This window comes from Blautia sp. MSJ-19 (genome assembly GCF_018918125.1).
Lineage (GTDB): Bacteria > Bacillota > Clostridia > Lachnospirales > Lachnospiraceae > Blautia_A.
This window is the reverse complement of record NZ_JAHLQA010000046.1, coordinates 35,922-62,068: the sequence shown is the minus strand read 5'-3', so window position 1 is coordinate 62,068 and position 26,147 is coordinate 35,922. Positions and strand designations below refer to the sequence as shown.

Sequence of the window (26,147 nt, the reverse complement as noted above, 5' to 3'; positions counted from 1 at the left end):
GTGTTTTCAACATAAAGAGAGCGGGATTTCGGTGTTGGCAAGATTATCCAATACCAAAATCTGCAAGTGTCATTTGTGAATAGGTTTCAGTGGAATGTTGTACTTTCCATAAATCTTTTGTATCTACATGAACCAGTTGTCTGGTAATGTATTCCTGTTCGACAGGCGTGTGATACATCTGCCGGCCGCCGCAGGTGATAAAATAATGCGCCCGTTTCAGAACTACTCCCATTTTTTTTAAACTTTCGAAATTCAGGCGACCATATCTCCTGGCATAGGTGATACGGCTGGCGGATTTGGGCCCGATTCCGGGAACACGGAGCAGTGTGGCATAAGATGCTGTTTCGACATCTATCGGGAAGTGTTCCAGATGGCGCAGAGCCCAGTCGCATTTGGGATCCAGTAATTCATTAAAGTTTGGCTGGGATTCAGACAACAGTTCATTTGCCTGAAAACCATAAAAGCGAAGCAGCCAGTCAGCCTGGTACAGGCGATGCTCACGAAGAAGCGGTGGAGGGGTTCCGATCTGTGGAAGAACAGAGTCCTCGTTCAACGGAATATATGCTGAGTAAAAAACTCGTTTCAGGTCAAAACCCTGATAAAGAGCCTGTGTCGTCTGCAACAGCGTATAGTCACTTTCGCCGGTAGCTCCGATGATCATCTGGGTACTCTGCCCTGCGGGGGCAAAACTTCGTTTCAGATCTGACATGTCGAGGGGAGCCAGCTGACAGGCATTTTCCCATGTCAGGATGTGTCTTGGAAGTTTCGACTGTTTCTGAGAGATGGAATTCAGATTGTCTTTTTTATCTGTTGTATGGTCTTTGAGTCTGGTATCAGTGGTCTGAGTATTCAGCTTCTCCCTGAATATTTTTTTGGAATCATCAGAGAAAATACTGTGGCTTAAAAACTGATTTCCGCGACTTCGCTCCATGTATGCTGATTTACCGATTGCCATCCGGTGAGAGGAAATGGTACTCTGTACTTTCCCCATAGGATTCAGGATATTCTGCATGGTTTTATTGGGCGCGAGTGAGCGCAGAGCTGCTTCTGTCGGTAGCTCCAGATTGACACTGATACGGTCAGCCAGATATCCGGCTGCGGCAAGCAGCTCATCTGAAGCCCCAGGGATTGTCTTTACATGAATATATCCGTTAAAATGATAGCGGGTGCGAAGAAGCAGCAGAGTTTCGCACATTTTTTCCATTGTGTAAGTTGGATTTTTTAAGACCCCGGAGCTCAGGAAAAGACCCTCAATATAATTTCTTTTATAAAATTCAACAGTTAATTCGCAGATTTCCTGAGGGGTAAAGGTGGCTCGCTTTACATCATTGCTGGAACGGTTTATGCAATATTTGCAGTCATATGCGCAATGATTTGTCATCAGGATCTTGAGAAGGGAAATGCATCTTCCATCGGCTGCAAAACTGTGGCAGATACCGCATGCCTCTGCATTGCCGAGTCCTCCTTTCTTTCCGCGTCGGCTGGAACCGCTTGAAGTGCATGCGACATCGTATTTTGCTGCGTCTGCGAGAATCTGCAGTTTTTCCTGTGTTGTATAGGCATCATTTGTAATCTGTGTGATCATACATCTATTATACAAACATGCGTTCGAAAAATCAAGACCTTTAAGAACAAATGTTCTGAAAAATAAAAATCTCTGAGATTAAAACAGAAAGAAATACAAATAACTGTGAGAAGAATATACCGTTGCATTGTAAGCGAAAGGAAGATTATAATAAAGAGAGAAATATATATAACTGTTCTCAGGTAATAAATATACAGAATATATAAAAAAATTCAAAGAATTATTTAACAAAATCAAGTAAGTAGCAAAGCGGATTGCGAATATCCGCTTGACCATAAAATTGTGATAAGTGAAAGCGAGGCAGACTGGAAATGGCAAAAATCAAAGTAATCAAGAAAAATGATGAATATTCGATGGACTACCAGGTGGGGGATATCCTTGAAGTGACCGGAACCTGGTATGGAGGAATCAATGTAAACAGTAAGACCGGAATCCCACTTTGTCTGGACAAAGATGAATATGAGGAGATTTCAGAGAACACAGATATTCCTCATGAAGCATATGAACAGGCTGCAAATTACTGGAAAGAAAAAGATGCACAGGCTGCAAAAATGGAGCCGACCGCACTGAAACAGGCAATGGAATCCTACATCCGTGCAAACAATACCTGTGCACTGGCGACAGCGGCAGGAGACTTTGTCCGCTGTACACCGGTCGAGTATGTGTATCACAAAAATGCATTCTGGATTTTCTCCGAGGGCGGAGAGAAATTCTATGCACTGGAGAAAAACAAAAACGTGTGTCTTTCTATTTTTGATAAATATGAGGGCTTTGGAAAATTAAAAGGTATGCAGGTGACAGGAATTGCCGCTGTTGTGGAGCCGTTTTCTGAGGAATACAAAGAACTTGCTGCTGTCCGCAAGATTCCGCTGGAAGCACTGAAAAAGATGTCACATCCGATGAATCTGATTAGGATCACGCCGAAAAAAATAGAATTTGTAAACTCTGAATTCAAAAAAGAAGGTGCAGATTCCCGACAGGTACTGCATTTTTAAAAGCTATATTTTGAGTAAGATATGGCATATATAAAAGATAACCTGACAGAAAAGGAATGTAAATGTCTGAAAAGCAGACAGAAAGATGAAAAAAGTTATGGAAAAAAGAGAAAAAAGAACAGACAGAGATAAGACTGTTATAGGAGTGAAGATTGCAGCAGTTGTTGTACTGCTGGTGATTGCCATATTATCTGGCACAAAGATAGCCGGAATTGTATCTTCACCAGATACTTACAGTAAGATGATTACATCGCTGGACGCGAAAACAGACCAGGTAAAATCCCTGGTGACATCTGCAACTGCAGCATCCACTGCCATCACAGCAATGCCGGATGATGTCGGAACGCCGGTGGCAGATAAGATTGCTGATATGTGTAAATATTTTATTGTGGTCTTAAGTGCGCTTTTTCTGGAAAAAATCCTTCTGACAACCAGTGGCTATATGGTATTCAGATGGGTTGTGCCATTCATCTGTATCCTGCTGATACTGGCAGTTTTTGTGAAAAAAACCCGATGGAAATATATCTGCAGGAGAATTGCACTGAGACTGTTCCTGTTTGGTGTGGTTTTCTGGACAGTAACGCCAATCAGCGTTAAACTGGCGACGATTATAGAAAATTCTCATGCGGTTTCCATTGATGAAAGCGTGGATAATATACGGGAATCGGTGAGCAGTGTCGTAAAACTTACTGATGCAGAGAATGAAGCAGCAGACAGCACAGATGCAACGAAAGATGAAGAGAATGATGATAAAGGTCTTCTGGATACGATTATCTCAACAGCGACAGATCTGGCTGACAATATTACTGCAAGTTTTTCAAATTCTATGGAAACGTTGGAAAAATGTCTTGGTGAGCTGATTAACGCATTTGCGATTCTGATAGTAACAACATGTCTGCTTCCGGTTATTATGCTGATTATATTGATACTTGTTGGAAAATGGGTGTTGGCAGGAGTGGATCCGGTTTGGAAACGAGAGGAAAAGCGAAATGAACATTAACGAAATTGCAAAACTTGCGGGGGTGTCCCGCGCAACAGTTTCCAGATATCTGAATGATGGCTATGTGAGCGACGAAAAAAGAGAAATCATCCGTAAAGTAATTGAAGAGACGGGCTATCAGCCGTCTACACAGGCACAGACACTTCGTACCAAGAAAACCAGCCTGGTTGGAGTGATCCTTCCGAAGATCAATTCTGATACGATCAGCCGGGAAGTCGCCGGCATCAGTGATGTGCTGACAGCAAGAGGATATCAGATGATTCTTGCCAATACAAACAATAATCTGGAAGAGGAACTGAAATATCTGTCATTATTCCGGGAACGACAGGTAGATGGAGTGATCTTTATAGCGACAATGTTTACCCGGAAGCATAAACAGATGCTGAAAGATTACAAAGTGCCGATCGTACTTCTGGGGCAGCATCTGGAAGGATACCCCTGTGTTTATCAGGATGATTACCGGGCTGCGGTGCTGGTAACAGAAAAACTTCTGGAAAAAGGTACGAAATTTGCCTATATCGGTGTGACAGAACGTGATGAGGCAGTTGGACAGAAACGTAAAAAAGGAGTTGAGGCTGCTCTCCGCAAAAAGAAACTGGAACTGTCCCCGGAGTATCTGAAAGAAGGCTCTTTTACGCTGGATTCCGGTTATGAAAAGGCCTGCGAACTGTTTGAAAAAGATCCGACGATCGATTCCCTGGTATGTGCAACCGATACCATGGCAATCGGAGCGATGACCTATCTTAAAGAGATCGGACTTCGCATCCCGGAGGATGTACAGGTAGTGGGAATCGGTGACGGAGCACTTGGAAAGATCGTGGAGCCAAAACTTACAACTGTTCATTTTTATTACAAGACCAGTGGAAGAGAAGCTGCGGCGATGCTCGTGGATCTGCTTGAACAGGACAAAGGAGTCTGCAAAGAAGTCAAAATGAGCTGCGAACTGGTCGAAAGAGAGTCAAATCGCTAGTTTTTCGTGTAAATTATACAAAATCAACATAAGATATTTGTTACATCTTGCGTCTTTACAAAGAAAGAATACAGGTATTATAATGTAACCAAGATGTGAGAACGATTCCACAAAATAAACATAATAATAAAACAAAATACAATATATAACAACAAAATAGTAATGAGACCGATAACATATATTGGATTGCGTTTAGGTGAATCGTAATGTGCATAAAAAAGAAAGACAGTAAAAAGGAAAGAAAAGAGTATTAAGAAGGAGGAGAAACATGGATTACAGAAAAACGGCACAGGAAATCTACGACCATATCGGAAAAAAAGAAAATATTATTTCCGCGGCACACTGTGCAACACGACTGCGACTGGTCATTGCAGACAATGACAAAGCAGACAAAGATTATGTAGAAAACATCGACGGTGTAAAGGGTGTCTTCTTTGCACAGGGACAGATGCAGATCATTCTGGGAACAGGTGTTGTAAACAAAGTTTACGATGAGTTCATTCAGATCGCAGGTGTTTCCGAAACAAGCAAAGATGAGCTGAAGAAAGTAGCAGCTTCCAAGGCAAATCCGTTTCAGAGACTGATCAAGACACTGGGAGATATCTTTGTACCGATTATCCCGGCAATCGTTGCCAGCGGTTTCCTGATGGGAATCATGGAAGCCCTGAACTTTATGGTCAACAACAACTTCATCAATATTAACACCAGCGGTTCCATTTATGTATTTGCCCAGCTGTTCAGTAACACTGCATATACATTCCTGCCAATCCTGATCGCATACAGTGCAGCAAAAGTATTTGGTGCCAATCCGTATCTCGGTGCAGTTATCGGTATGATCATGATCCATCCGAATCTGCAGAACGCATGGACGGTTGCAACAGAAGGTGTACAGGCAACTCAGAAAGTATGGTTTGGACTGTACTCCATTGACATGGTTGGTTATCAGGGACATGTAATCCCGGTTATCATTGCTGTATGGGTAATGGCACAGATTGAAAAGAAACTTCACAAGATCGTGCCGGCCATGTTTGATCTTTTTGTAACACCACTGGTAAGTGTATTTGTTACCGGATACCTTACCCTCTCTATTATCGGACCTATTTTTGTAACAGTAGAAAACGGACTTCTGGACGGAATCCAGTGGCTGATCGCACTGCCATTCGGAATCGGAAGCTTTATCATGGGTGCTTTTTATGCACCGACCGTTGTCGCAGGTGTTCATCATATGTATACCATCATTGACCTGGGACAGATCGCAAAATTCGGTGTAACTTACTGGCTGCCGCTTGCATCTGCAGCGAACGTTGCACAGGGTGGTGCGGCCCTCGCAGTCGGACTTAAGACTAAGAATCAGAAAACAAAATCCATGGCAGTTCCATCTGCTTTGAGTGCATGCATGGGAATCACAGAACCGGCAATCTTTGGTGTAAACCTTCGTTTCGGAAAACCATTTATCATGGGTTGTCTGGGTGGTGCCTGCGGAGCACTGTTTGCATCTATTACAAGTCTTGGCGCAACAGGAACTGGTGTAACGGGTATCTTTGGTATCCTGCTTTGCCTGAACAATCCGGTATCCTATATCCTGATGTTTGCAATCGCATTTGGTGTTGCATTTATCCTGACATGGATGTTTGGCTACAAAGATGAAGTACAGGAAACTGCCAAAGCAGAAGTACCGGCAGAAAAAACAGCAGAAGCTGTTGAAACAAAAGAGGCAGAAACACAGCTAACAGCAGAACAGAAAGAAACAAAAGCACAGATTCTTTACAGCCCGCTGGAAGGAACTGCAATTCCGCTTTCTCAGGTAAAAGATGATACTTTTGCATCAGAGGTACTGGGCAAAGGTATGGCAGTTGTTCCTGTCAAAGGCGAGGTAAAAGCTCCGTGTGATGCAACTGTATCCATGGTATTTGACACAAAACATGCAATCGGACTTGCAACAGATGACGGACTGGAACTCCTGATCCATATTGGACTGAATACGGTTGAACTGGAAGGCAAGTATTATACCGTACATGTAAATGATGGCGATGAAGTGAAAAAAGGACAGACTCTGATTACGTTTGAACTTGAACAGATCAAAGCTGCCGGATATGATGTAACGACACCGATGATCGTAACAAATTCTGATGATTTCAGCGAAGTGACACAGCTTAAAGAAGGTAACGTAGATAATCAGGCTGAGGTTTTGGAGGTAAAATAACAATGAGTGTACTGACAACTGTACTCTCCAGAGAAATAAGAAAAACAGAAGAAACGGCTGCGATGGAACGCGCATTACAGAAAAACAGACTGACGCATCATCTGATGCCGCCGACAGGGTGGCTGAATGATCCAAATGGCTTATGCTATTTCAAGGGAAGGTATCATGTGTTTTTTCAGTATGCACCATTTGAAGCCAATGGTGGACTCAAATTCTGGGGCCATTATTCCAGCGAAGATATGGTTAACTGGAGATATGAGGGTGTTCCGCTCTTTCCGGACAGCATTCATGACTGCCATGGAGTTTATTCCGGCTCTGCGTTGGTGGATGGAGACAAAATGCATCTCTTTTTTACAGGAAATGTAAAGATGGATGGAGATTTTGATTACATCAATAATGGAAGACAGGACAGTACGATCCATGTAGAAAGTACAGATGGCATACATTTCGGAAACAAAGAAGTAGCGATACATTATACAGAATACCCGGATTCTTATACCTGCCACATCCGAGATCCAAAAGTCTGGAAAGATGACCAGGGATATCATATGGTACTTGGCGGGAGAAAGAAAGGCGATCATGGGACAGTGCTTTTTTACAGGTCACAGGATCTGAAAAACTGGGAATATGACAGAGAACTGACAACAGAAAATACCTTTGGATATATGTGGGAGTGCCCGGACTGCTTTGAATTATCAGGAGCAAAAGTCCTTTCCGTATCTCCGCAGGGCCTGACAAGAGAAGAAGAACGTTTCCAGAATATTTACCAGTCCGGATATTTTATCCGGCAGGATGGAAATGTACAGGAAGAAAATTTCCGGGAATGGGACATGGGATTTGATTTTTATGCGCCGCAGACTTTTGAGGACGCGAAAGGCAGACGGATCCTGATTGGATGGATGGGTATGCCGGATGCAGATGAGGAGTATACCAATCCGACAGCGGAGCAGGAAAACTGGCAGCATTGCCTGACGGTTCCGCGTGAAGTGACCTTAAAAAGTGATATGCTTTATCAGTGGCCGGTGGAAGAGATTAATACTCTCCGAGGAGAAGCTACAGAACTGACAGCAGAAAATACAGAGATTGAAGCAGAAGGACCGTTTGATCTGGAAGTGCAGGTGCAGGGAGAAAGAATCGCATTGCATCTGGGAGAAAACCTCTGGCTGGAATATGCGGATGGAAAAGCGTCGCTGCATCTTTCTGAAGCCGCCGGAGCCGGACGTAAAATAAGAAATGCACAGATTCCGTCCGGAAAGCTTACAGGTATCCGTATTCTTGTGGATACATCAGCTGCTGAAATTTATCTGAATGGCGGAGAAGTGGTGTTTTCCACAAGATATTATCCGGAAAACCTGAAACAGAATGTAAAGATTGATGCGGACAACGTTCATGGAAAAATCTACAGACTGAATTCTATGACCTATACAGAAAATTAAAATAAACAACAGCTAATAACCATTTTACGAAAAAATTCGTTTACCCCCTCCTTTTACGACAGGCAGGAAAAGTCTTTGTGACAGTTCCTGCCTGTTTTTGTTATAATGAAGAATAAAGAAATTTTTTTGCTTTGCCTGTAAATAAGCGAGTATTCAGCTGGCAGATGTTCAGGAGGAAAACAAAGAAAATGAAAATAATAAACGGAATACACATGATTCCATTTGGCCTTCTGGCGGGATTTGCAGATGATAAAGAAATCCGCATCACAGAGCTGGCACGAAATGGATTTCAGTTTCGCACAGTGCAGGATATGACAGATGTCGGGAGTTTTCGGCTCTGTTTTTATGATGACAGAAAAGCGGCATATCGAGAGATTTTTATAACGGATTTTATTTTACAGAAAGAACAAAAAGAAAAATTTTACACAGTGTATTCTGTGTTTACGAAGCAGGAGGACTTTAAGAAAGAATCCCAGGGACTTGCATTTCGCTACAGCCAGTATATCCTTCTCAAAATGGAAGAGGATGACAGTTTGCTTGCAGAGAAACTGACCGGTTATCCGGCAGAAGAAGATGAGATTTTTGCAGATAACCTGGAACAGCAGAAGAAAGAATGGTTTCAGGATGTGCCGGTAGAAAAGTTGGCAGGAGCCTTGAAAGAGGCACCCGAATTTGCACTGGAACTGGATCATCCGGCATTGTATGAGAAGTATCTGAAAGAGGATCTGTTTGTATTCCTGAAAGATTATTGGGTTCGAAATGGGTTCCCGGAAGTACTTTCGGAGGTTGCTCCAGACCGGCTGTATATAGGAAATCAGTTTTGTCATCTGCTGCTTCCTGAAGAAAAGAAGTTGTTTCGGCTGATGGAAAAAACATACCGAGAAAAATGTAGGATCACTCTTGTATACACATATATCCGTGAGGATATGTTGAAAACGACGGAAGATTTACTGGAGAAGGTGGATAAGTGGTGTAAAGAACGGCAGATTTCCATAGAAGTTGTTGCCAATGACTGGGCGATGGTGGAAATGCTGAAAAACTATCAGGAGAGGCTGGTTCCTGTGATGGGAACGCTTCTTAACAAGAGAAAAAAGGATCCGCGTATGAAGTATAAAAAAGGTGACAGAAGTTTGTATGAAGAAAACAGTCTGAACGCGGAATTTTACAATAAATTTCTTAGAGAAGAATGTAATATTTGGCGTTATGAATGGGAATCCTGTGGATATGCACAAAAATTTCCCAATGTTCTGAAAGGAAGAAACAGTCTGCATTTTCCTTTTTATCAGACAAATACATCTCAGTATTGTCCGCTTTATGCAATGTGCACGGAAGGAAAAAGAGGGAAACAGGAGCTGATCAGGATGTGCCCTCATTTCTGTGAGCAGAATGCACTGTTATATCCAAAGCATCTGCATATGGCGGGCAGGTATAATTCTCTGTTTGGAGTGGATACAGAGGTTTTGGGCAGCCCGGAAAAACTGAGAGCATATGTGGAAGCAGGAATCGACCGGCTGGTGTTGGGACTGTCGTAAGTGACAAAGCGTTAAAGTACAGTGTCCTGAATAAAGGGAACGGGACAGGAAAATATGAAGATGAGGAAAATACGAATGAAGATTACAGCTGGGCTGGGTTCTACGGAGGAATATGAACGTTTTGTGCAGGCAGGCGCGGATGAGTTTTTCTGTGGATATGTACCTTATGGATGGTCAGAGAAGTATGGGACAGTTATGCCCCTTAACAGAAGGGAAGTGCTTTCATACAATGTGCAGATCGGTGCCTTCAGTGAGTTGGAGATTCTGGCGGCGATGGTCAGTGAGTATGGAAAACCAGTGCATCTGACTTTTAATTCACTGCATTATATCCCGCAACAATATCTGGAGATTGCAGAGATTATCCGGAAATGTATGGATATTGGCTTTTGCAGTTATATTATTGCGGATCCGGCGCTGATGCTGTATCTGAGAGAGCAAAAAATCGACTGCGAAATTCATCTCAGTGGAGAAACTGCAGAAGTGAATCATGGCATGGTGGATTTCTTTCAGAAGATGCGATTGAAGAGAGTAATCTTTCACAGAAAGAATACAATAGAAGATATGCGAAGTGTCATTGCACATCAAAGAGCTGCAGAAAAGGAACGGTCGAAGCTTGTACAGGATGTGATGCCGGAACAAGATAAAATGGAATTTGAGGCATTTGTATTAAATGAACTCTGCCAGTTCACCGGTGCGTTTTGTAATTCCCTGCACTGTGATGAGATGGGATATCTGTGCCGTGTGCCGTATCACCTGAGAGCTGTGCATGAGGGAAAAGTACAGGAATCGACAAAGTTCGATAGAGAGATTCCGACAGAGACTGGACTGACAGAAGCAGATTTGGAGAAAAATATTCAAAATAAAACAACACTGCCAGAAAATAGCCAGGACATCGACGGGTACTTTTGTGGCAAGACGGGGTGTGGACTGTGTGCGTTGTATCAGCTTAAGGAATCCGGCATCACACATCTGAAACTGGTTGGCAGAGGAAACTACACCGATTTTATGGAGAAAGATATCCGAAATCTTCGTAAGGCACTGGATATTCTGGAACATTCCACTTCTGAGAAAATGTTTCGGCAGAATCTGAAAAGAGAGCTTTTTCCATATGAATGCAGTGAAAACTGCTATTATAAATAGGTAAGAACAGAGCAGTTTAAAAAGACGGTAAAATTGACATTGCACTTGCAAAAATACAATATATTGATAAAAACTTTCAAGAGACAACTACAAATTGTACAAAATTAAAAGCATGCGTCAAAGAATTGACAACGGCATCTTTCATAGTGTACACTAGCGGCGTGAACAAGGGAGTGTTCACTTGAAACTAATAAGATTCCGGTCTTATTTTTCTTTTGCAAGAAAAGTTAGACGGGACATACGCGGAATAAATCATATGTAGAGAGGTGCAAAACATGAAAAACTTTTCACAGTGGGAAGGTTTCAAAGGAAACCGTTGGAAAGAAAAAATTGACGTTCGTAACTTTATTTCAATGAACTACACACCATATGAAGGAGATGCATCCTTCCTGGAAACACCTACAGAAGCAACAGAAAAACTGTGGGGCAAACTTCAGGAACTCCAGAAAGAAGAGCGTGCAAAAGGCGGCGTTCTGGATATGGAGACAGAGGTTGTTACATCTCTGACAGCATATGGTCCGGGATATATCGATGAAGACCTCAAAGATCTTGAAAAAGTAGTTGGTCTGCAGACAGACAAACCACTGAAACGTGCATTCATGCCATACGGTGGTATCAAAATGGCAGAGCAGGCCTGCGAAACTTACGGATACAAAGTAAGCGACAAGATCAAAGATGTTTTCCACAACTATGAATTCAAAACACACAACCAGGGTGTATTTGATATCTACACACCAGAAATGAAAGCAGCCCGTCACAACAAGATCCTGACAGGTCTTCCGGATACTTACGGACGTGGACGTATCGTTGGTGACTACAGACGAGTAGCACTGTACGGTATCGACGCTCTGATCGAAGGAAAACAGAAAGACTTCGCAGCATGCGACCGTCAGGGTATGAGACGTTATGATTTCCAGCTTCGTGAGGAGATCGCAGACCAGATCCGCGCACTCAAAGGCATGAAAGTTATGGCTGAAGCTTACGGATATGATATTTCTCAGCCGGCTAAAGATGCAAGAGAAGCATTCCAGTGGCTGTACTTCGGATATCTTGCAGCAATCAAGACTCAGAACGGTGCTGCAATGAGTGTTGGACGTATCTCCACATTCCTTGATATCTATATTGAAAGAGATCTTGAGAACGGAACTCTTACAGAGAAAGAAGCTCAGGAGCTCGTTGACCACATGGTAATGAAATTCCGTATGGTTAAATTTGCACGTATTCCTTCTTATAACCAGCTGTTCTCCGGTGACCCGGTATGGGCTACTCTGGAAGTTGCAGGTATGGGACAGGATGGACGTACAATGGTAACAAAGAACGACTTCCGTTTCCTCCACACACTGGAAGATATGGGACCGGCTCCGGAACCGAACCTTACTGTTCTGTATTCCTCAAGACTGCCGGAAAACTTCAAGAAATATGCAGCTGACATTTCCGTACTGACAAGCTCTATCCAGTATGAGAACGATGATGTTATGCGTCCGGTATGGGGCGATGATTACAGCATCTGCTGCTGTGTATCTGCTACTGAGACAGGTAAAGAAATGCAGTTCTTCGGAGCCCGTGCAAACCTTGCAAAATGCCTTCTGTACGCGATCAACGGTGGTGTTGATGAGAAGACAAAACAGCAGGTAGGACCTCAGTATCAGCCAATTACTTCTGAATACCTTGACTATGACGAAGTAATCGCAAAATATGACAAGATGATGGACTGGCTGGCTCATCTGTATGTTGGAACACTGAACATGATCCACTACATGCATGACAAATACTACTATGAAGCAGCAGAGATGGCTCTGATCGATACAAAGGTTGACCGTTCTTTTGCAACTGGTATCGCAGGATTCTCTCACGTAGTAGACTCCCTGTCCGCTATCAAATATGCAAAAGTTAAAGCTATCCGTGATGAAGACGGAATTACAACAGACTTCCAGGTAGAGGGTGACTTCCCACGCTATGGTAACGATGATGACAGAGCAGATGAGATCGCAACAACACTGCTTTCCACATTCCTTGAGAAACTGAAACACATCCATACCTATCGTGATTCCAAACCTACTACTTCTATCCTTACCATCACATCCAACGTTGTTTATGGTAAAGCTACAGGATCCCTTCCGGATGGAAGAAAAGCAGGCGAGCCGCTGGCACCTGGTGCCAACCCGTCCTACGGCGCAGAGCAGAACGGACTTCTTGCTTCTCTTAACTCTGTTGCAAAACTGGACTATGAAGATGCCCTTGACGGAATCTCCAATACTCAGACCATCAACCCGGATGCTCTGGGACATACAGAAGAAGAACGTACAGAGAACCTTGTTCATGTACTTGACGGATACTTTGACCAGGGTGCTCATCACCTCAACGTTAACGTATTTGGTAAAGAAAAACTGATCGATGCAATGGAACATCCGGAAAAAGAAGAGTACGCAAACTTCACAATCCGTGTATCCGGATACGCAGTTAAATTCATCGACCTTACAAGAGAGCAGCAGCTGGATGTTATCGCCAGAACCTGCCACGACAGAATGTAATAATGAGTGAAGAAATCAAAGGATATGTCCATTCTCTGGAAAGCTTCGGATCAGTAGACGGACCGGGCGTCAGATATGTGATATTCCTGAGTGGATGTGCAATGCGCTGCCAGTTCTGCCATAATCCGGATACCTGGAAAATGGGAGAGGGGCAGCAGTACACCCCGTCTCAGCTTCTGAAACAGGCTCTTCGCTATAAGAATTACTGGGGTAACAAAGGTGGAATCACTGTGAGCGGAGGAGAACCGCTTCTTCAGATCGATTTCCTGACAGAGCTTTTCCGTCAGGCAAAGGCAGCAGGAGTTCACACAACTCTTGATACCAGTGCAAATCCTTACACAGAAAAAGAACCTTTTTATTCCAAATGGCTGGAGCTTATGAAGTATACTGATCTTGTCCTTCTTGACATCAAACAGATCGACGAAGAAGAACACATCAAGCTTACAGGACAGTCCAATAAGAATATCCTGGCAATGGCACGGAAATTGTCAGATATGGGAAAACCAATGTGGATCCGCCATGTACTTGTTCCCGGAGGCAGCGATAAAGATGAGTATCTCCACAGGCTTGCAGATTTTATCCATACTTTGAAAACAGTGGAGAGAGTCGAAGTGCTTCCGTACCACACCCTTGGTATCTTTAAATGGGAACAGCTCGGAATCCCTTATCCGCTGGAAGGTGTCAGACCACCATCAGAGGAACGGATTAACAACGCCAGAGAAATTCTGGGAGCGATATAAACCGGTCAGAGGAAAAGATTTCTATATTGGTTATGGTAGAAAGATTTCAGACTGTAGAAAAAGTCCATGGCAAATGCTGTGGACTTTTCTTTATGCATTTGCAACCGACATTAATGTCGGCCACAAAAGTTAAAAGTTGTAATGTGGAGAAATTGCTTTTTCTACTTGACAATCCATGCAGTTCATCATACTCTTTTGTAAGATGTTTTGTTATGTAAATTTATAAGTCACAAAAGTCAAGGGAAAACACAGGAAGGGAAAAGGTACAGATGAAAAACTGGGACAATGTTGTTTTGGTGCCGGAATTCGATGAGCAGGGTGTTGCATGCTATCGTCTTGAAGGCGGGGATTATGAAAATGAATATTATGTTATTTCTGAGGCAGAATCCAGAAAGCTTCTGAATACACCGGAGATCGTAGGTTATGAGGTGTATAACTGTCTGGTTTCTTCGACTTCTCAGATGCTTTATTATCTGAAAGAACAGAAAAAGGTTACAACTGCGAATATTCTTTCTATATTAAGAGGAGCTTTGAACTATCCTCTGGAAGAAGCCTGCTACAGAGAGCATATCCGTGTTCATGATATCAGCTTCCTTTCCAGTGAGCGTGTTTTTGAGCAGGATGAGATCGCAGGACTGGAGATCAAGTACAGTAAGCTGACAATGGTTCCGGATAGCACACTGATGATCGGAGATATCATTGCAAGTGGTGAGACACTGATCCACTGTCTGCGTTATGTGACAGATTTCTACAGAAATCATGGAGCAAAACTTCGCAATATCATCGTCTTTACGATCGGTGGAACAAAGGGTATCGATATTCTTGAGAAACTTACAGAGGAAATTCGTGAGTTCTGGCCGGAATTCGAAGGATTTATTACTGTTTATTATGAAGGAATCTTCAGCACCTATCAGGATAAGGGTGTTTCCGGAATCAATCTTCCGGATGTGGACTTTTACTGGAAAGGCGGCATCGTTGCTCCGGAATTCAGAAGAGAGACACTTTCCATGTGCAGTCCTCTTTTTGAAAAATGCATCATCTATGATGGTGGTGCAAGACGCTATGAGATCCATGAGCATGTAGAAGAAGTTCTGGAATTCTGGGAAAGAATCAAAGAGAGAGCTGACAAGATTGATTTCAAAGAACTTCTCGATGAAAAACTTGGATATCCGACTCCAATCAGTTATGAAGACTGGGTTAAAGCCAACCATTATCAGAAGATCCGTCCGGCAGATGCGAAATGGCTGTATCGTCAGGAACTGGGATACATTGAGAGCATGAAGGGCATCACACTGAAGGAGCTTGCAGAACAGAGAATCGGCGAATTTACCAGTGCACTGCGTAAATACATTCTGGATTGATGGAAAGAGAACGGGGAGAAAAGATGAGTGAAAAAATGACAACAGGAAACGACACACAGCAGAAAGTGGATATCGACTATGCAGCGTGCGCGGTTCCGAAGTGGAGCAGACGTGGTTTTGTAACAATGTTTATGATCATGCTTGGATTTACGTTTTTCTCAGCGAGCATGTGGGTTGGTCAGGAGATGGCAGCCGGACTTGATTTCTGGGGATTTATTAAGGCACTTCTTCTGGGTGGTGCGATCCTTGGCGTATACACCGGACTTCTTGGTTATGTTGGAGCAGAAACGGGACTCAGCCTTGATCTGCTTTCCAAGAGAGCATTTGGAGAAAAAGGTTCCTACCTTTCTTCTGCAATGATCAGTTTCACACAGATCGGGTGGTTCGGCGTAGGCGTTGCAATGTTTGCAATCCCGGTTGCGCGTGAATTGTTTGGCGGAAGTACAGCTGTTGAGTGGGCGCTGATTCTGATTGCCGGTGCGTGTATGACCGCTTCTGCATATTTTGGAATCAAATCTCTGACCGTGATCAGTTATATTGCCGTACCGCTTGTAGCAATCCTTGGAACAGTAGCCATGATCATGGCTGTAAAACAGGGAGATGGAACGATCATTGACCAGTTTGCAGTATCCAGCGGTTCTCTGACAGTTGTTGGCGGTGCCGGACTTGCAATCGGTTCTTTCGTATCAGGAGGAACTGCGACGCCGAACTTTACACGATTTGCAAAGAACGGTAAACAGGGAACAATCGCAACTGTTGTTGCTTTCTTTATCGGTAACTCGCTGATGTTCTTCTTTGGTGCGATTGCTTACATTTTTGTCGGTGGAAATGATATTTTTGAAGTTATGGTTCGACTGGGACTGTTTTACCTGGCAATCCTGGTACTGGGACTGAATATCTGGACAACCAATGACAATGCCCTGTATTCTGCAGGACTTGGACTTGCAAATATCTTTAATAAGAGAAAGAAACCGATGGTTCTGATTTCCGGTATCATCGGAACCCTGCTTTCTGTATGGCTGTATTATAACTTCTGTGACTGGTTGAACATCCTGAACTGTACGCTGCCACCGGTTGGTATCATTCTGGTCCTTTCTTATTTCATGAATAAAAAGGCTTACGATACAGATACCGTTAAGATTGTGACCGTTAACTGGTTTGCGGTTGCCGGCGTGATTCTTGGTGCGATTGTGGCAAATGTAGTGACATGGGGAATTGCTTCCATCAATGGTATGGCGGTTGCAGCTGTGTGCTATGTGATCGGCGAGATGGTTAATAAAAATAAATAACAGTGTGTCATAATTCGAGGTGTTTCGACAAGGACAATAATGACTCGATAAAAAAGATTACCTGATTCTGCAAGGTAATCTTTTTTTGTTGGGGAATATATAGTACAATAGAATAACTATTCAGTAGTATTGCCGAAATGGAGTGAGTGCATGGCAAAAAAGAGAAAAAAACCAAAGATGGAGTTCCGCTATTACCAGATGTCGGCCGGAAGCCCGATCCTGGCACTTCTTGGACAAAAGTGGGTTCAGAATTATGGTAATGATGTAGATTACCTTCATTTTCACAATTACCTTGAGATAGGATTCTGTTATGAAGGTGATGGTTCACTGGTGCTTGGGGAAGAGGAAGTGAGATTCGGCGGAAGAGAATTTACAGTAATTCCTCCTAATTATCCACATACAACGACCAGCGATCTGGGGACGATAAGCAGATGGGAATATTTGTTTATCGATGTAGAAGGATTCATGAGAAAATTCATAGATAATCCGGTAAAGGCAGAAAAAATGATTCAGAGAATTTATTCGAAGGCATTATTTCTTAAGGAAAGTGAGGCCTCATCGGTGGCAGCGAAGATTCTCAAGATCATGAATATCATGCGAGAGGGAGAAGAATTTTATCTGGAAGAAGCGAAAGGGATACTTGCATCGCTCCTTGTAGAAATTGCCAGACTGAATAGAAATTCAGAGGAAGAGCGAGTTGGGGAAGAAAAAGGCAAGCTTACCAATATGATTACACGTGTGCTGGATTTTGTTTCGTATCATTATATGGAAGATATCCGGGTGGAAGATCTGGCAAAAAGCTGCCATATCAGTGAGACACATTTTCGAAGGGTATTTACTTCCTATATGAAAGTCAGCCCGCTGGAATATATCAATACCGTACGTATTCACACAGCATGTGAATTTCTGCAGAAAACAGATGATCCGGTCGCAGATATTGCGCATAAGTGTGGATTTACGACAAATTCGACATTTAACCGTAACTTCAAACAATTGATGGGAGTTACGCCGGTAGAATGGCGGAAACGTCCGGAAAATTACGAACAGCAGCTTCTGAATTTTGATATTCATTCCGAAGAAGGATGGTAAGGAGAGGGCAGGGCGAAGCTGTCCATGGAAAGTATTGATGGAAGGGGCCCGGTATTTAGATATAAAATAACTATTCAGTAGGTAGTATTCCGCAAGGGTACTGAACAGGTACGATATAAAATAATAGAAGGGAAGTTATTTATGTACGATTATAAGATAGTAGAGCAGGTATCAAGAAAGAAAAAGAGCATGTCCGGGGTACTGCGCAAGGTTATGGTCATCTTTGCTGTGTTTTTTGTAATACTTGGAATCACGATCTCACAGTCTTTTATGCTGGCAGGATTTATGCTGGCAGCACTTTACTTTGTCTATGACATTTTCAGTCAGAAAGATTATGAGTATACGCTGGAGAATGATCAGCTCAGCATTGATGTGATTCTTGGAAAGAAATATCGCAAAACAGCACATGTGCTGGATCTCAAAAATATGGAGGTGACTGCTCCGCACTGGCATGAATCAGTAGCAAAATACAAGAAAAATGGTGGTACGGAGAGCCTGAAAAAGTACGACTATACTTCTTATGATGATAACATTCCGTATTATACGATGATCATAACAGAGGATGGACGTAAGATAAAACTTCTTCTGGATCTTACAGAAGAGATGCTTCATACGATGAAAACACAGCATCCGCAAAAAGTCTATTTTGCATAATTTCTGAAAAAATCTGTGAAATATGTACAAAAAATGAATATAAAATTTATGAAATAAGAACAAAAACCTCTCTTACAGACAAAGAACTTATACATTCTGTCGAAAAGAGAGGATTTTTTTCATCAAAATGATACGACAAAAATCGTGAGAATGCGAAAAACGAACAAAAAATACAATTTTATGTACTTGGAATAGTGCAAAATAGATAAAATGATTGAAATTGCACATTATATGTATGGTTATGCAAACTATCACAGAAAACCAGATGCTATAATTGGTTCATAAGCAATTCGGACAAAGAGAATACGCTTAATAAAAGGAGGACACATTCATGAAGAAAAAATTACTTGCAGTATTACTGACAGGCGTTATGGCAGCGTCTTTCGCAGGAACCGCTACAGTTGTTTCCGCTGATTCCGGAGATGACAATACATTAACTGTATGGGCATGGGACCAGAACTTCAACATCAAATCCATGCAGATCGCTGGCGAACAGTACGCAAAAGACCATGAAGGCTTTTCAGTAGACGTTATCGAGACTTCTTCTGATGACTGCCAGACTAAGCTGACAACAGCAGCTAACGCTGGTGACTACAGCACACTTCCGGACATCGTTCTGATGCAGGACAACAGCTATCAGAAATATCTGAAGAGCTATCCGGACGCTTTCACAGATCTTAAAGATATGGACATCAACTGGGATGATTTCGGAAAACTGAAACAGTCCTATTCTATGGTAGATGACACACATTATGGTGTTCCGTTTGATAACGGTGCTGTTATTGCAGCTTATCGTACAGATATCCTTGACGAAGCTGGATACACAGTTGATGATCTGACAGATATTACCTGGACCAAATTCATGGAAATCGGTAAAGACGTTCATGAAAAGACAGGCAAGTACCTCCTTACAAGCGAAGCTACAGGCGGAGATACTCTGATGATGATGATCCAGTCCTGTGGAGCTAACTTCGTAGACGACGACGGAAATGCTTTCATCGTTGGAAACGACACAGCAGAAAAATGCATCAACCTTTATGTAGATCTTGTTAAGAACGATGTTGTTAAACTTGTAAACAACTGGGATGAATACATTTCAACAATCACAAGCGGCGAAGCTGCTGGTATCGTAAATGGTAACTGGATCACAGCTACTCTGATGACAACAGAAGATCAGAAAGGTCTCTGGGAAATCACAACAATGCCGAAAGTTGATGACGTTGATACAGCTACAAACTATGCTAACAACGGTGGATCTTCCTGGTATATTACATCCAACTGCAAAAATGTAGAACTTGCAGAAGACTTCCTTGCAAGCACATTTGGTTCCAGCACAGACTTCTATGATGCAATTCTTCCGGAAACAGGTGCAATCTCCTGCTACCTGCCAGCTGGTGAATCTGAAGTTTACAATGAGCCAAACGAATTCTTCAACAACCAGGCAATCTTCTCAACAATCGTAGAATACTCTTCTCATATTCCGGAGTTCACAAAAACACCGTATCACTATGAAGCAAGAGAATGTGTCAACACAGCAGTTGTTAACATCGTTAACGGAACAGCTGTAGAAGACGCTCTTCAGGAAGCACAGGATACACTTGCATTCAAGATGACAGAGTAATCTGATTCTGAATCCTTAAGTGAATCGAAGAAATAAGTAAGTGAGCGCGGGGGACTGCTTGCAGTCCCCTGTCTTACGTTGAAGAGTCGTAGTTACTGTGAACGAAGTGAACAGTAACAACTAGGTTTTGAAAGGGGGAGTTCCTGTGAATTCCAAGAAAAAAGGCATGTCTCTGGTTGCGAAACAGAGAGCTGCAGGTTGGCTTTTTCTTGCACCTGCATCTATCATGATCGCAGTCATGAGCTTTTATCCGATGATTCGTGCGTTTATCATTTCTTTACAGACAGGCGCCGGCGCAAATATGAGATTTGCAGAACCAATTTTCAGTAACTACAAACGTATTATGGCAGACAAAGTATTCCAGCAGTCCATTGCCAATACTTTCCTTTACCTGATCATTCAGGTGCCGATCATGCTCGTGCTGGCAATCCTTCTGGCACAGCTCCTGAACAACAAAGATCTGAAATTCAGAGGATTTTTCCGTACATGTGTATTCCTTCCATGTGCAACATCTCTGGTTTCCTACTCACTGATCTTCCGTTCCATGTTTGCTACAGATGGTCTGATCAACAGTATCCTGATCAAACTTGGAATCTTATCGACCGGTTATAACTTCCTGGGTAACTCTACCAGTGCCAAGATCGTAATCATCATCGCACTGATCTGGAGATGGACAGGATATAACATGGTATTCTATCTGGCAGGCCTTCAGAATATTGAATATTCCGTATATGAGGCAGCTAAGATTGATGGTGCGAACGGATGGAAGACATTCTGGAAGATTACCGTTCCACTTCTGAAACCGACAATTATCATGACATTCATCATGTCAATCAATGGTACACTGCAGTTGTTCGATGAGTCCGTCAACCTGACAAAAGGTGGACCGGCAAATACAACGATCACAATGTCCCACTATATTTACAACACATGCTTCATTAACGTACCGAACTTTGGATATGCATCAGCAATGTCATTTATCATTTTCATTATGGTAGCTGTACTTGCATTTATCAACTTGAAAGTAGGTGATACACGTGACTAAGAAAAACAAATCAGCCATTCAGAGAAGATTGATTCCTACATACATTTTTCTGATCATCGTGTCATTTATTTCGGTATTCCCGTTATACTGGATGATCTCAGCCGCAACGAATACATCAACAGAAGTATCCCGTGGACGAATTATCCCAGGAAGTCATTTTATGGAAAACTTCCGTAACCTGACAGCACAGCAGCCACTGTGGAGAGCACTTGGAAACTCTTTCTTCTATGCAATCCTTACAACAGTCATCTGTCTGCTGATCTGCTCTATCGCAGGATATGGATTTGAAGTTTATCATGACAAAGGAAAAGACAGACTGTTCTCTATTCTGCTTCTTGCAATGATGGTTCCGCAGGTTGCAACTATGGTTCCGTTATTCAAGATGTTCTCTAAAGCAGGACTTCTGAATACAGCAGTTGGTTTTATCCTTCCGATCATTTCTACTCCGTTTATGATCATGATGTTCCGTCAGAACGCAAGATCATTCCCGGTAGATATCATCGAGGCAGCACGTATCGATGGACTGAGCGAAGTAAGAATCTTCTTCCAGATGTTCATCCCGACTATGAAATCAACATACGCGGCTGCAGCGGTTATTACCTTCATGAACGCATGGAACTCTTACCTGTGGCCGAAGGTAATCATGACAGATAACAAAGCAATGACAATGCCAATGTTGATCGCAAACCTGATCACAGGTTATGTAACAGACTATGGTATGCTGATGTGCGGCGTATTATTCTGTTCTATTCCGACAATGGTCGTATTCTTCGTACTGCAGAAACAGTTCGCAGAAGGTATTACCGGAGCGGTTAAATAACTGCAGAATTACGGAAATTGCGAAGCAATGGAGTAATTCGGAGGATGTTACAATAACATTAATGAACTAAATAAAAGGATGCTGCTTGGTCCTGTGGGTATATTGCGTAATATGTCCCAGACAGATTATGCGGCATCCTTTTTTGTAACTTTGTAGTTTTTATAAAGATCTACATGTGGTAAATCTTACGGAAATCAAGCGGAGTGGTTCCCGTGTATTTCCGAAAGATCGAAATAAAATGACTGGTGTCTGTGAAACCGGACGCGAGGGAAATCTCCTGGATCTTCATGTGCGTGTGGGTCAGCAACAGTTCTTTGGCCTTGTTGATCCGGTATCCGGTCAGATATTCATAGACTGAAACACCCAGGAATTTGCGGAACAGCCGGGAGAGATACTGAGGAGTGACAAACACCCGGCTGCTTAATTCTTGAACGGTCAGTTCCTCGGCATACCGGATTTCGATTTCCTGCACAGTAGGGGCGACATATCGCTGATACAACGGATCGGTGGTCAGATTTCCGGAAGAAGTGTCCGGGGTAAAAGCAAGCAGCAGGTCATAGCAGAGCGCAGAGAGAACTTTCATATCAGGAATGGATTTCTGGAATTCAGAAACGGCATCTGAAATGATGCACTCGATCAGACGGCCCTGCTCCTTACTGACAAAAACGACCGACTGATTCTGAAGGATTGAAGAGATCCCGGAAGAGAGTGTGCCGGTAAATGTGGCAAAAACAGTATCCCATTCCTCGGATTCTTTCGTATAAGAATGCGGGACAGACGGTGCGATCAGGATTCCCTCCTGTTCCTCCAGAATATAATGTTTTCCCCGGATTTCAATTTGTCCACGCCCCGTTTCTGTCTGGAGATAATGATAATGTGGATGTCCGTTCGGACGCTGCATACTCTCCTGATACCAGTGGTTTCCAACGGTATCAAACATGAATGGCATGGTTACAGGAGTGTTTCGGAAGTAAATTGGCATAAGCTCACCTTGTTTCGAAATGTTATATTTTTTGGAATGACTTATTATACCACATGAGAAAAATACATACTATAATGAATCCATAAAACGCAGGAGGATAATGATGAAAACTTTTGATTATTCTTTAGTAAAAGATCCACAGTATTTCAAAGACGGAAGAATGGATGCACATTCTGACCATACATATTACAGAGATGGAGAGGAAGCGCAGGAAAAAGAAACTTCTTTCCGTTATGACCTCAACGGAATCTGGAAATTCCACTATGCACGCAACTATGAAAGTGTGATTCCGGGATTCGAAAAAGAAGAATATTGCTGCAGAGACTGGGACGATATCCGTGTACCGGCACATATCCAGATGGAAGGATATGATGCACCGCAGTATGCCAACGTACAGTATCCGTGGGAAGGTCACGAGGACATTCATCCGGGCGAGATTCCAGAGCATTTCAATCCGGTTGCAAGCTATGTGAAATACTTTGAAGTGCCGGAAGAAATGCAGGGAAAACGTCTCTTTATCTCCTTCCAGGGAGCAGAGAGTGGCATTGCATTATGGCTCAACGGACACTTTGTCGGATACAGTGAAGACTCTTTTACACCGTCAGAATTTGAGCTGACCGAGTATGTAAAAGAAGGTGAAAACAAGCTCGCAGCACAGGTATTCAAATGGACAGCAAGCAGCTGGTGCGAGGACCAGGACTTCTTCCGTTTCTCCGGAATTTACAGAGATGTTTACCTTTATACTGTACCGGAAGTTCATGTTTATGATCTTCAGATCCGTGCGATCCCGGATGAAACATTAAGTGCAGCAGCACTTGAGATCAGAACAAATACCTGGGGCAAAGGCACAGTTAAGATCACTCTTTCCAAAGACGGAGAGACCGTGATCGAGGACAAAAAAGCACTCGACGGAGAAGAAATTTATTCCTGGAAAGTAGAAGATCCGGTACTCTGGAGCGCAGAAGATCCGCAGCTTTATGACCTGACTCTGGATGTTTACAATGAGGCAGGAGAGCTTCAGGAAGTGATTCCACAGAAGGTTGGATTCCGCCGTTTCGAGATGAAAGACGGCATCATGACACTGAATGGAAAACGTATTGTATTCAAGGGTGTGAACCGTCATGAATTCAGTTCTGTGAGCGGAAGGCACGTATCCGAAGAAGAACTTCGCAAAGACTTAAAGACCATGAAGCAGAACAACATCAATGCGATCCGTACCTGCCATTATCCGGATGCATCCCTGATCTATCAGCTCTGCGATGAATATGGAATCTATATGATCGATGAGACAAACCTGGAATCTCACGGCTCCTGGGATGTTGCTGAATTTACAAAGGATTACACTTATGTTGTGCCGCATGACAAACCGGAATGGCTGGATATGATGCTTGACCGTGCAAATTCCATGTACCAGAGAGACAAAAACCACGCTGCGATCCTGATCTGGTCCTGCGGAAATGAGTCCTTCGGAGGCAAGGATATTTTTGAAATGTCACAGTTCTTCCATAAAGAAGATCCGACTCGTCTGGTTCACTATGAAGGTCTTTGCCACGACCGCAGATACAACGATACCAGCGACATGGAAAGCCAGATGTATCCGTCTGTAGAAGCGATCAAGGAGTTCCTTGCAAAAGACAGTTCCAAGCCATTTATCTGCTGTGAATATACCCACGCAATGGGAAATTCCTGCGGTGCAATGCACAAATATACAGATCTGACAGACACAGAACCGAAGTATCAGGGCGGATTTATCTGGGATTACATTGACCAGTCTATCTACAAAAAAGACCGCTACGGCAAAGAATTCCAGGCATATGGCGGTGACTTCGGAGAACGTCCGACAGACTACAACTTCAGTGGAAATGGTATCGCATATGGTGGAAACAGAGATGCTTCTCCGAAGATGCAGGAAGTCAAATTCAACTACCAGAACATCACAGCAGAAGTCAGTGCAGACAGCGTAAAAGTCATCAACAAAAACCTGTTTGTAAACACAGATATTTTTGACTGTAAAGTAACCGTTGCAAAGAATGGCAAAGTGATCCGCAAGGCTTCCCTTGCAACAGCAGTTGCTCCGTTAAGTGAAGAAACTTATGCACTTCCGCTTGCGAAAGAAGAGAAACCAGGCGAGTATGCAGTGACGGTTTCTTTCCACTTGAAAGAGGATAAAGCATGGGCAGAAGTAGGACATGAGGTGGCTTTTGGACAGTATGTATACCAGGTTGAAGAGCCGAAAAAGGCTTGCCCGGAAGGCGTAGAAGTGATCCGCAGCACACACAATATCGGTGTCAGAGGTGCACACTTTGAAGTGCTTTTCTCCGTATTAAACGGCGGGCTGGTATCTTATAAATATGCCGGAAAAGAGATGATCGAGGCAATTCCGAAGCCGAATTTCTGGCGTGCACCAACCGACAATGACTGTGGAAATCTCATGGGAATGCGCTACGGACAGTGGAAGATCGCCAGCATGTATCTGAATCACAAAGACTTCCGCCAGGGACCATACGGCCCGGGAAATACACCGGAAGTAGAAGTGAATGAGAAGACTGTAAAAGTAACTTATACTTATCTCATGCCGACCACACCGCTCAGCGAATGCAGACTTTCCTACGAAGTATCCGGTGATGGAAGAGTAAAAACAACTCTCAGTTATGACCCGGTCAAAGAGCTTGGCGATATGCCGGAATTTGGTGTGATCTTCAAATTCAATGCAGACTATGACCGTGTAGAATGGTACGGACTTGGCGAGGCAGAGACCTATTCTGATCGTAAGAAAGGTGCAAAACTCGGCATCTATGCAAACAAAGTTGCAGACAACATGGCAAGATATATGGTTCCACAGGAATGTGGAGCAAAAGAAGAAGTACGCTGGGCAAAAGTAACCGACCGCAAGGGCAGAGGAATGCTCTTTGAGATGGATGAAAATAATGGTCCGATGATGTTCTCAGCACTTCCATACACCCCACATGAAATGGAAAATGCAATGCATCCATACGAACTTCCGGAAGTTCATTACACGGTTGTACGTGTCGCAAAAGAACAGATGGGAATCGGCGGTGACGACAGCTGGGGCGCACGCACACACGAAGAATACTTACTCAAAACTGACAAAAAGATGGAATTTTCCTTTGTATTTAAGGGACTTTAAGAGGAG

General features: G+C 43.1%; 19 protein-coding genes. 17 read left to right on the top strand and 2 right to left on the bottom strand.

Annotation, left to right across the window (positions count from 1 at the left end; translation table 11 throughout):
- Window positions 1-43 precede the first annotated feature (43 nt).
- Window positions 44-1,585, bottom strand: a complete 1,542-nt coding sequence (locus KQI91_RS15690; protein WP_216393678.1) for a putative DNA modification/repair radical SAM protein — start codon at window positions 1,583-1,585, stop codon at window positions 44-46.
- A 311-nt stretch (window positions 1,586-1,896) separates the two neighbouring features.
- Here KQI91_RS15690 and KQI91_RS16360 point away from each other — a divergent pair, with 311 nt between their 5' ends.
- From KQI91_RS16360 to KQI91_RS15610, 16 genes are all read left to right on the top strand, one after another.
- Window positions 1,897-2,580: a pyridoxamine 5'-phosphate oxidase family protein gene (locus tag KQI91_RS16360; protein WP_330654612.1), complete on the top strand. Its 684-nt coding sequence runs from the start codon at window positions 1,897-1,899 to the stop codon at window positions 2,578-2,580.
- 85 nt (window positions 2,581-2,665) lie between these two features.
- Window positions 2,666-3,580: a hypothetical protein gene (locus KQI91_RS15680; RefSeq protein WP_216393677.1), complete on the top strand. Its 915-nt coding sequence runs from the start codon at window positions 2,666-2,668 to the stop codon at window positions 3,578-3,580.
- Window positions 3,570-4,550, top strand: a complete 981-nt coding sequence (locus KQI91_RS15675) for a LacI family DNA-binding transcriptional regulator (protein ID WP_216393676.1) — start codon at window positions 3,570-3,572, stop codon at window positions 4,548-4,550. The genes KQI91_RS15680 and KQI91_RS15675 overlap by 11 nt, the downstream gene beginning before the upstream one ends.
- 268 nt (window positions 4,551-4,818) lie before the next feature.
- Complete coding sequence (locus tag KQI91_RS15670) at window positions 4,819-6,753, top strand: PTS beta-glucoside transporter subunit IIBCA (protein ID WP_216393675.1); 1,935 nt, start codon at window positions 4,819-4,821, stop codon at window positions 6,751-6,753.
- A 2-nt stretch (window positions 6,754-6,755) separates the two neighbouring features.
- Window positions 6,756-8,189, top strand: coding sequence for a glycoside hydrolase family 32 protein (locus tag KQI91_RS15665; RefSeq protein WP_216393674.1), 1,434 nt, complete (start codon window positions 6,756-6,758; stop codon window positions 8,187-8,189).
- 188 nt (window positions 8,190-8,377) lie between these two features.
- Window positions 8,378-9,721, top strand: a complete 1,344-nt coding sequence (locus KQI91_RS15660; RefSeq protein ID WP_216393673.1) for a hypothetical protein — start codon at window positions 8,378-8,380, stop codon at window positions 9,719-9,721.
- Between the two features lie 75 nt (window positions 9,722-9,796).
- Entirely contained in the window at window positions 9,797-10,861 is a 1,065-nt protein-coding gene (locus KQI91_RS15655; protein WP_216393672.1) for a peptidase U32 family protein, read from the top strand.
- A 275-nt stretch (window positions 10,862-11,136) separates the two neighbouring features.
- A complete protein-coding gene (gene pflB, locus KQI91_RS15650) occupies window positions 11,137-13,392 on the top strand; it encodes a formate C-acetyltransferase (protein WP_216393671.1) in 2,256 nt (751 codons plus the stop codon).
- Between the two features lie 2 nt (window positions 13,393-13,394).
- The gene (gene pflA, locus KQI91_RS15645) at window positions 13,395-14,132 is read left to right on the top strand and encodes a pyruvate formate-lyase-activating protein (RefSeq protein ID WP_216393670.1); all 738 of its coding nucleotides are present in this window, start codon (window positions 13,395-13,397) and stop codon (window positions 14,130-14,132) included.
- 269 nt (window positions 14,133-14,401) lie between these two features.
- Complete coding sequence (locus KQI91_RS15640) at window positions 14,402-15,493, top strand: hypothetical protein (RefSeq protein ID WP_216393669.1); 1,092 nt, start codon at window positions 14,402-14,404, stop codon at window positions 15,491-15,493.
- A gap of 23 nt (window positions 15,494-15,516) precedes the next feature.
- Window positions 15,517-16,782 carry a cytosine permease gene (gene codB / locus KQI91_RS15635; RefSeq protein WP_216393668.1) on the top strand — a complete coding sequence of 422 codons (1,266 nt, stop codon included), beginning with the start codon at window positions 15,517-15,519 and terminating at the stop codon, window positions 16,780-16,782.
- A gap of 150 nt (window positions 16,783-16,932) precedes the next feature.
- A complete protein-coding gene (locus KQI91_RS15630; RefSeq protein ID WP_253288655.1) occupies window positions 16,933-17,871 on the top strand; it encodes an AraC family transcriptional regulator in 939 nt (312 codons plus the stop codon).
- A gap of 141 nt (window positions 17,872-18,012) precedes the next feature.
- The gene (locus KQI91_RS15625) at window positions 18,013-18,525 is read left to right on the top strand and encodes a hypothetical protein (RefSeq protein WP_216393667.1); all 513 of its coding nucleotides are present in this window, start codon (window positions 18,013-18,015) and stop codon (window positions 18,523-18,525) included.
- A 331-nt stretch (window positions 18,526-18,856) separates the two neighbouring features.
- Window positions 18,857-20,146, top strand: coding sequence for an ABC transporter substrate-binding protein (locus KQI91_RS15620; protein ID WP_216393666.1), 1,290 nt, complete (start codon window positions 18,857-18,859; stop codon window positions 20,144-20,146).
- A gap of 145 nt (window positions 20,147-20,291) precedes the next feature.
- Window positions 20,292-21,191, top strand: coding sequence for a carbohydrate ABC transporter permease (locus tag KQI91_RS15615; RefSeq protein WP_216393665.1), 900 nt, complete (start codon window positions 20,292-20,294; stop codon window positions 21,189-21,191).
- Window positions 21,184-22,011 carry a carbohydrate ABC transporter permease gene (locus tag KQI91_RS15610; protein WP_216393664.1) on the top strand — a complete coding sequence of 276 codons (828 nt, stop codon included), beginning with the start codon at window positions 21,184-21,186 and terminating at the stop codon, window positions 22,009-22,011. The genes KQI91_RS15615 and KQI91_RS15610 overlap by 8 nt, the downstream gene beginning before the upstream one ends.
- A gap of 169 nt (window positions 22,012-22,180) precedes the next feature.
- On the opposite strand, the gene KQI91_RS15605 is transcribed toward KQI91_RS15610, so the two are convergent.
- Window positions 22,181-22,993 (bottom strand): AraC family transcriptional regulator, encoded by an 813-nt coding sequence (locus tag KQI91_RS15605; RefSeq protein WP_216393663.1) that lies wholly within the window; start codon window positions 22,991-22,993, stop codon window positions 22,181-22,183.
- Between the two features lie 103 nt (window positions 22,994-23,096).
- On the opposite strand from KQI91_RS15605, the gene KQI91_RS15600 reads away from it, so the two are divergent.
- On the top strand, window positions 23,097-26,141 hold the full coding sequence (locus KQI91_RS15600; RefSeq protein WP_216393662.1) for a glycoside hydrolase family 2 TIM barrel-domain containing protein: 3,045 nt from the start codon (window positions 23,097-23,099) through the stop codon (window positions 26,139-26,141).
- The last annotated feature ends 6 nt before the right edge of the window (window positions 26,142-26,147 follow it).

Bases quoted from the DNA above. Each gene is read 5' to 3' on its own strand.
- KQI91_RS15690 (WP_216393678.1), bottom strand. From the start codon at position 1,585: ATGATCACACAGATTACAAATGATGCCTATACAACACAGGAAAAACTG.
- KQI91_RS16360 (WP_330654612.1), top strand. From the start codon at position 1,897: ATGGCAAAAATCAAAGTAATCAAGAAAAATGATGAATATTCGATGGAC.
- KQI91_RS15680 (WP_216393677.1), top strand. From the start codon at position 2,666: ATGAAAAAAGTTATGGAAAAAAGAGAAAAAAGAACAGACAGAGATAAG.
- KQI91_RS15675 (WP_216393676.1), top strand. From the start codon at position 3,570: ATGAACATTAACGAAATTGCAAAACTTGCGGGGGTGTCCCGCGCAACA.
- KQI91_RS15670 (WP_216393675.1), top strand. From the start codon at position 4,819: ATGGATTACAGAAAAACGGCACAGGAAATCTACGACCATATCGGAAAA.
- KQI91_RS15665 (WP_216393674.1), top strand. From the start codon at position 6,756: ATGAGTGTACTGACAACTGTACTCTCCAGAGAAATAAGAAAAACAGAA.
- KQI91_RS15660 (WP_216393673.1), top strand. From the start codon at position 8,378: ATGAAAATAATAAACGGAATACACATGATTCCATTTGGCCTTCTGGCG.
- KQI91_RS15655 (WP_216393672.1), top strand. From the start codon at position 9,797: ATGAAGATTACAGCTGGGCTGGGTTCTACGGAGGAATATGAACGTTTT.
- pflB (WP_216393671.1), top strand. From the start codon at position 11,137: ATGAAAAACTTTTCACAGTGGGAAGGTTTCAAAGGAAACCGTTGGAAA.
- pflA (WP_216393670.1), top strand. From the start codon at position 13,395: ATGAGTGAAGAAATCAAAGGATATGTCCATTCTCTGGAAAGCTTCGGA.
- KQI91_RS15640 (WP_216393669.1), top strand. From the start codon at position 14,402: ATGAAAAACTGGGACAATGTTGTTTTGGTGCCGGAATTCGATGAGCAG.
- codB (WP_216393668.1), top strand. From the start codon at position 15,517: ATGAGTGAAAAAATGACAACAGGAAACGACACACAGCAGAAAGTGGAT.
- KQI91_RS15630 (WP_253288655.1), top strand. From the start codon at position 16,933: ATGGCAAAAAAGAGAAAAAAACCAAAGATGGAGTTCCGCTATTACCAG.
- KQI91_RS15625 (WP_216393667.1), top strand. From the start codon at position 18,013: ATGTACGATTATAAGATAGTAGAGCAGGTATCAAGAAAGAAAAAGAGC.
- KQI91_RS15620 (WP_216393666.1), top strand. From the start codon at position 18,857: ATGAAGAAAAAATTACTTGCAGTATTACTGACAGGCGTTATGGCAGCG.
- KQI91_RS15605 (WP_216393663.1), bottom strand. From the start codon at position 22,993: ATGCCAATTTACTTCCGAAACACTCCTGTAACCATGCCATTCATGTTT.
- KQI91_RS15600 (WP_216393662.1), top strand. From the start codon at position 23,097: ATGAAAACTTTTGATTATTCTTTAGTAAAAGATCCACAGTATTTCAAA.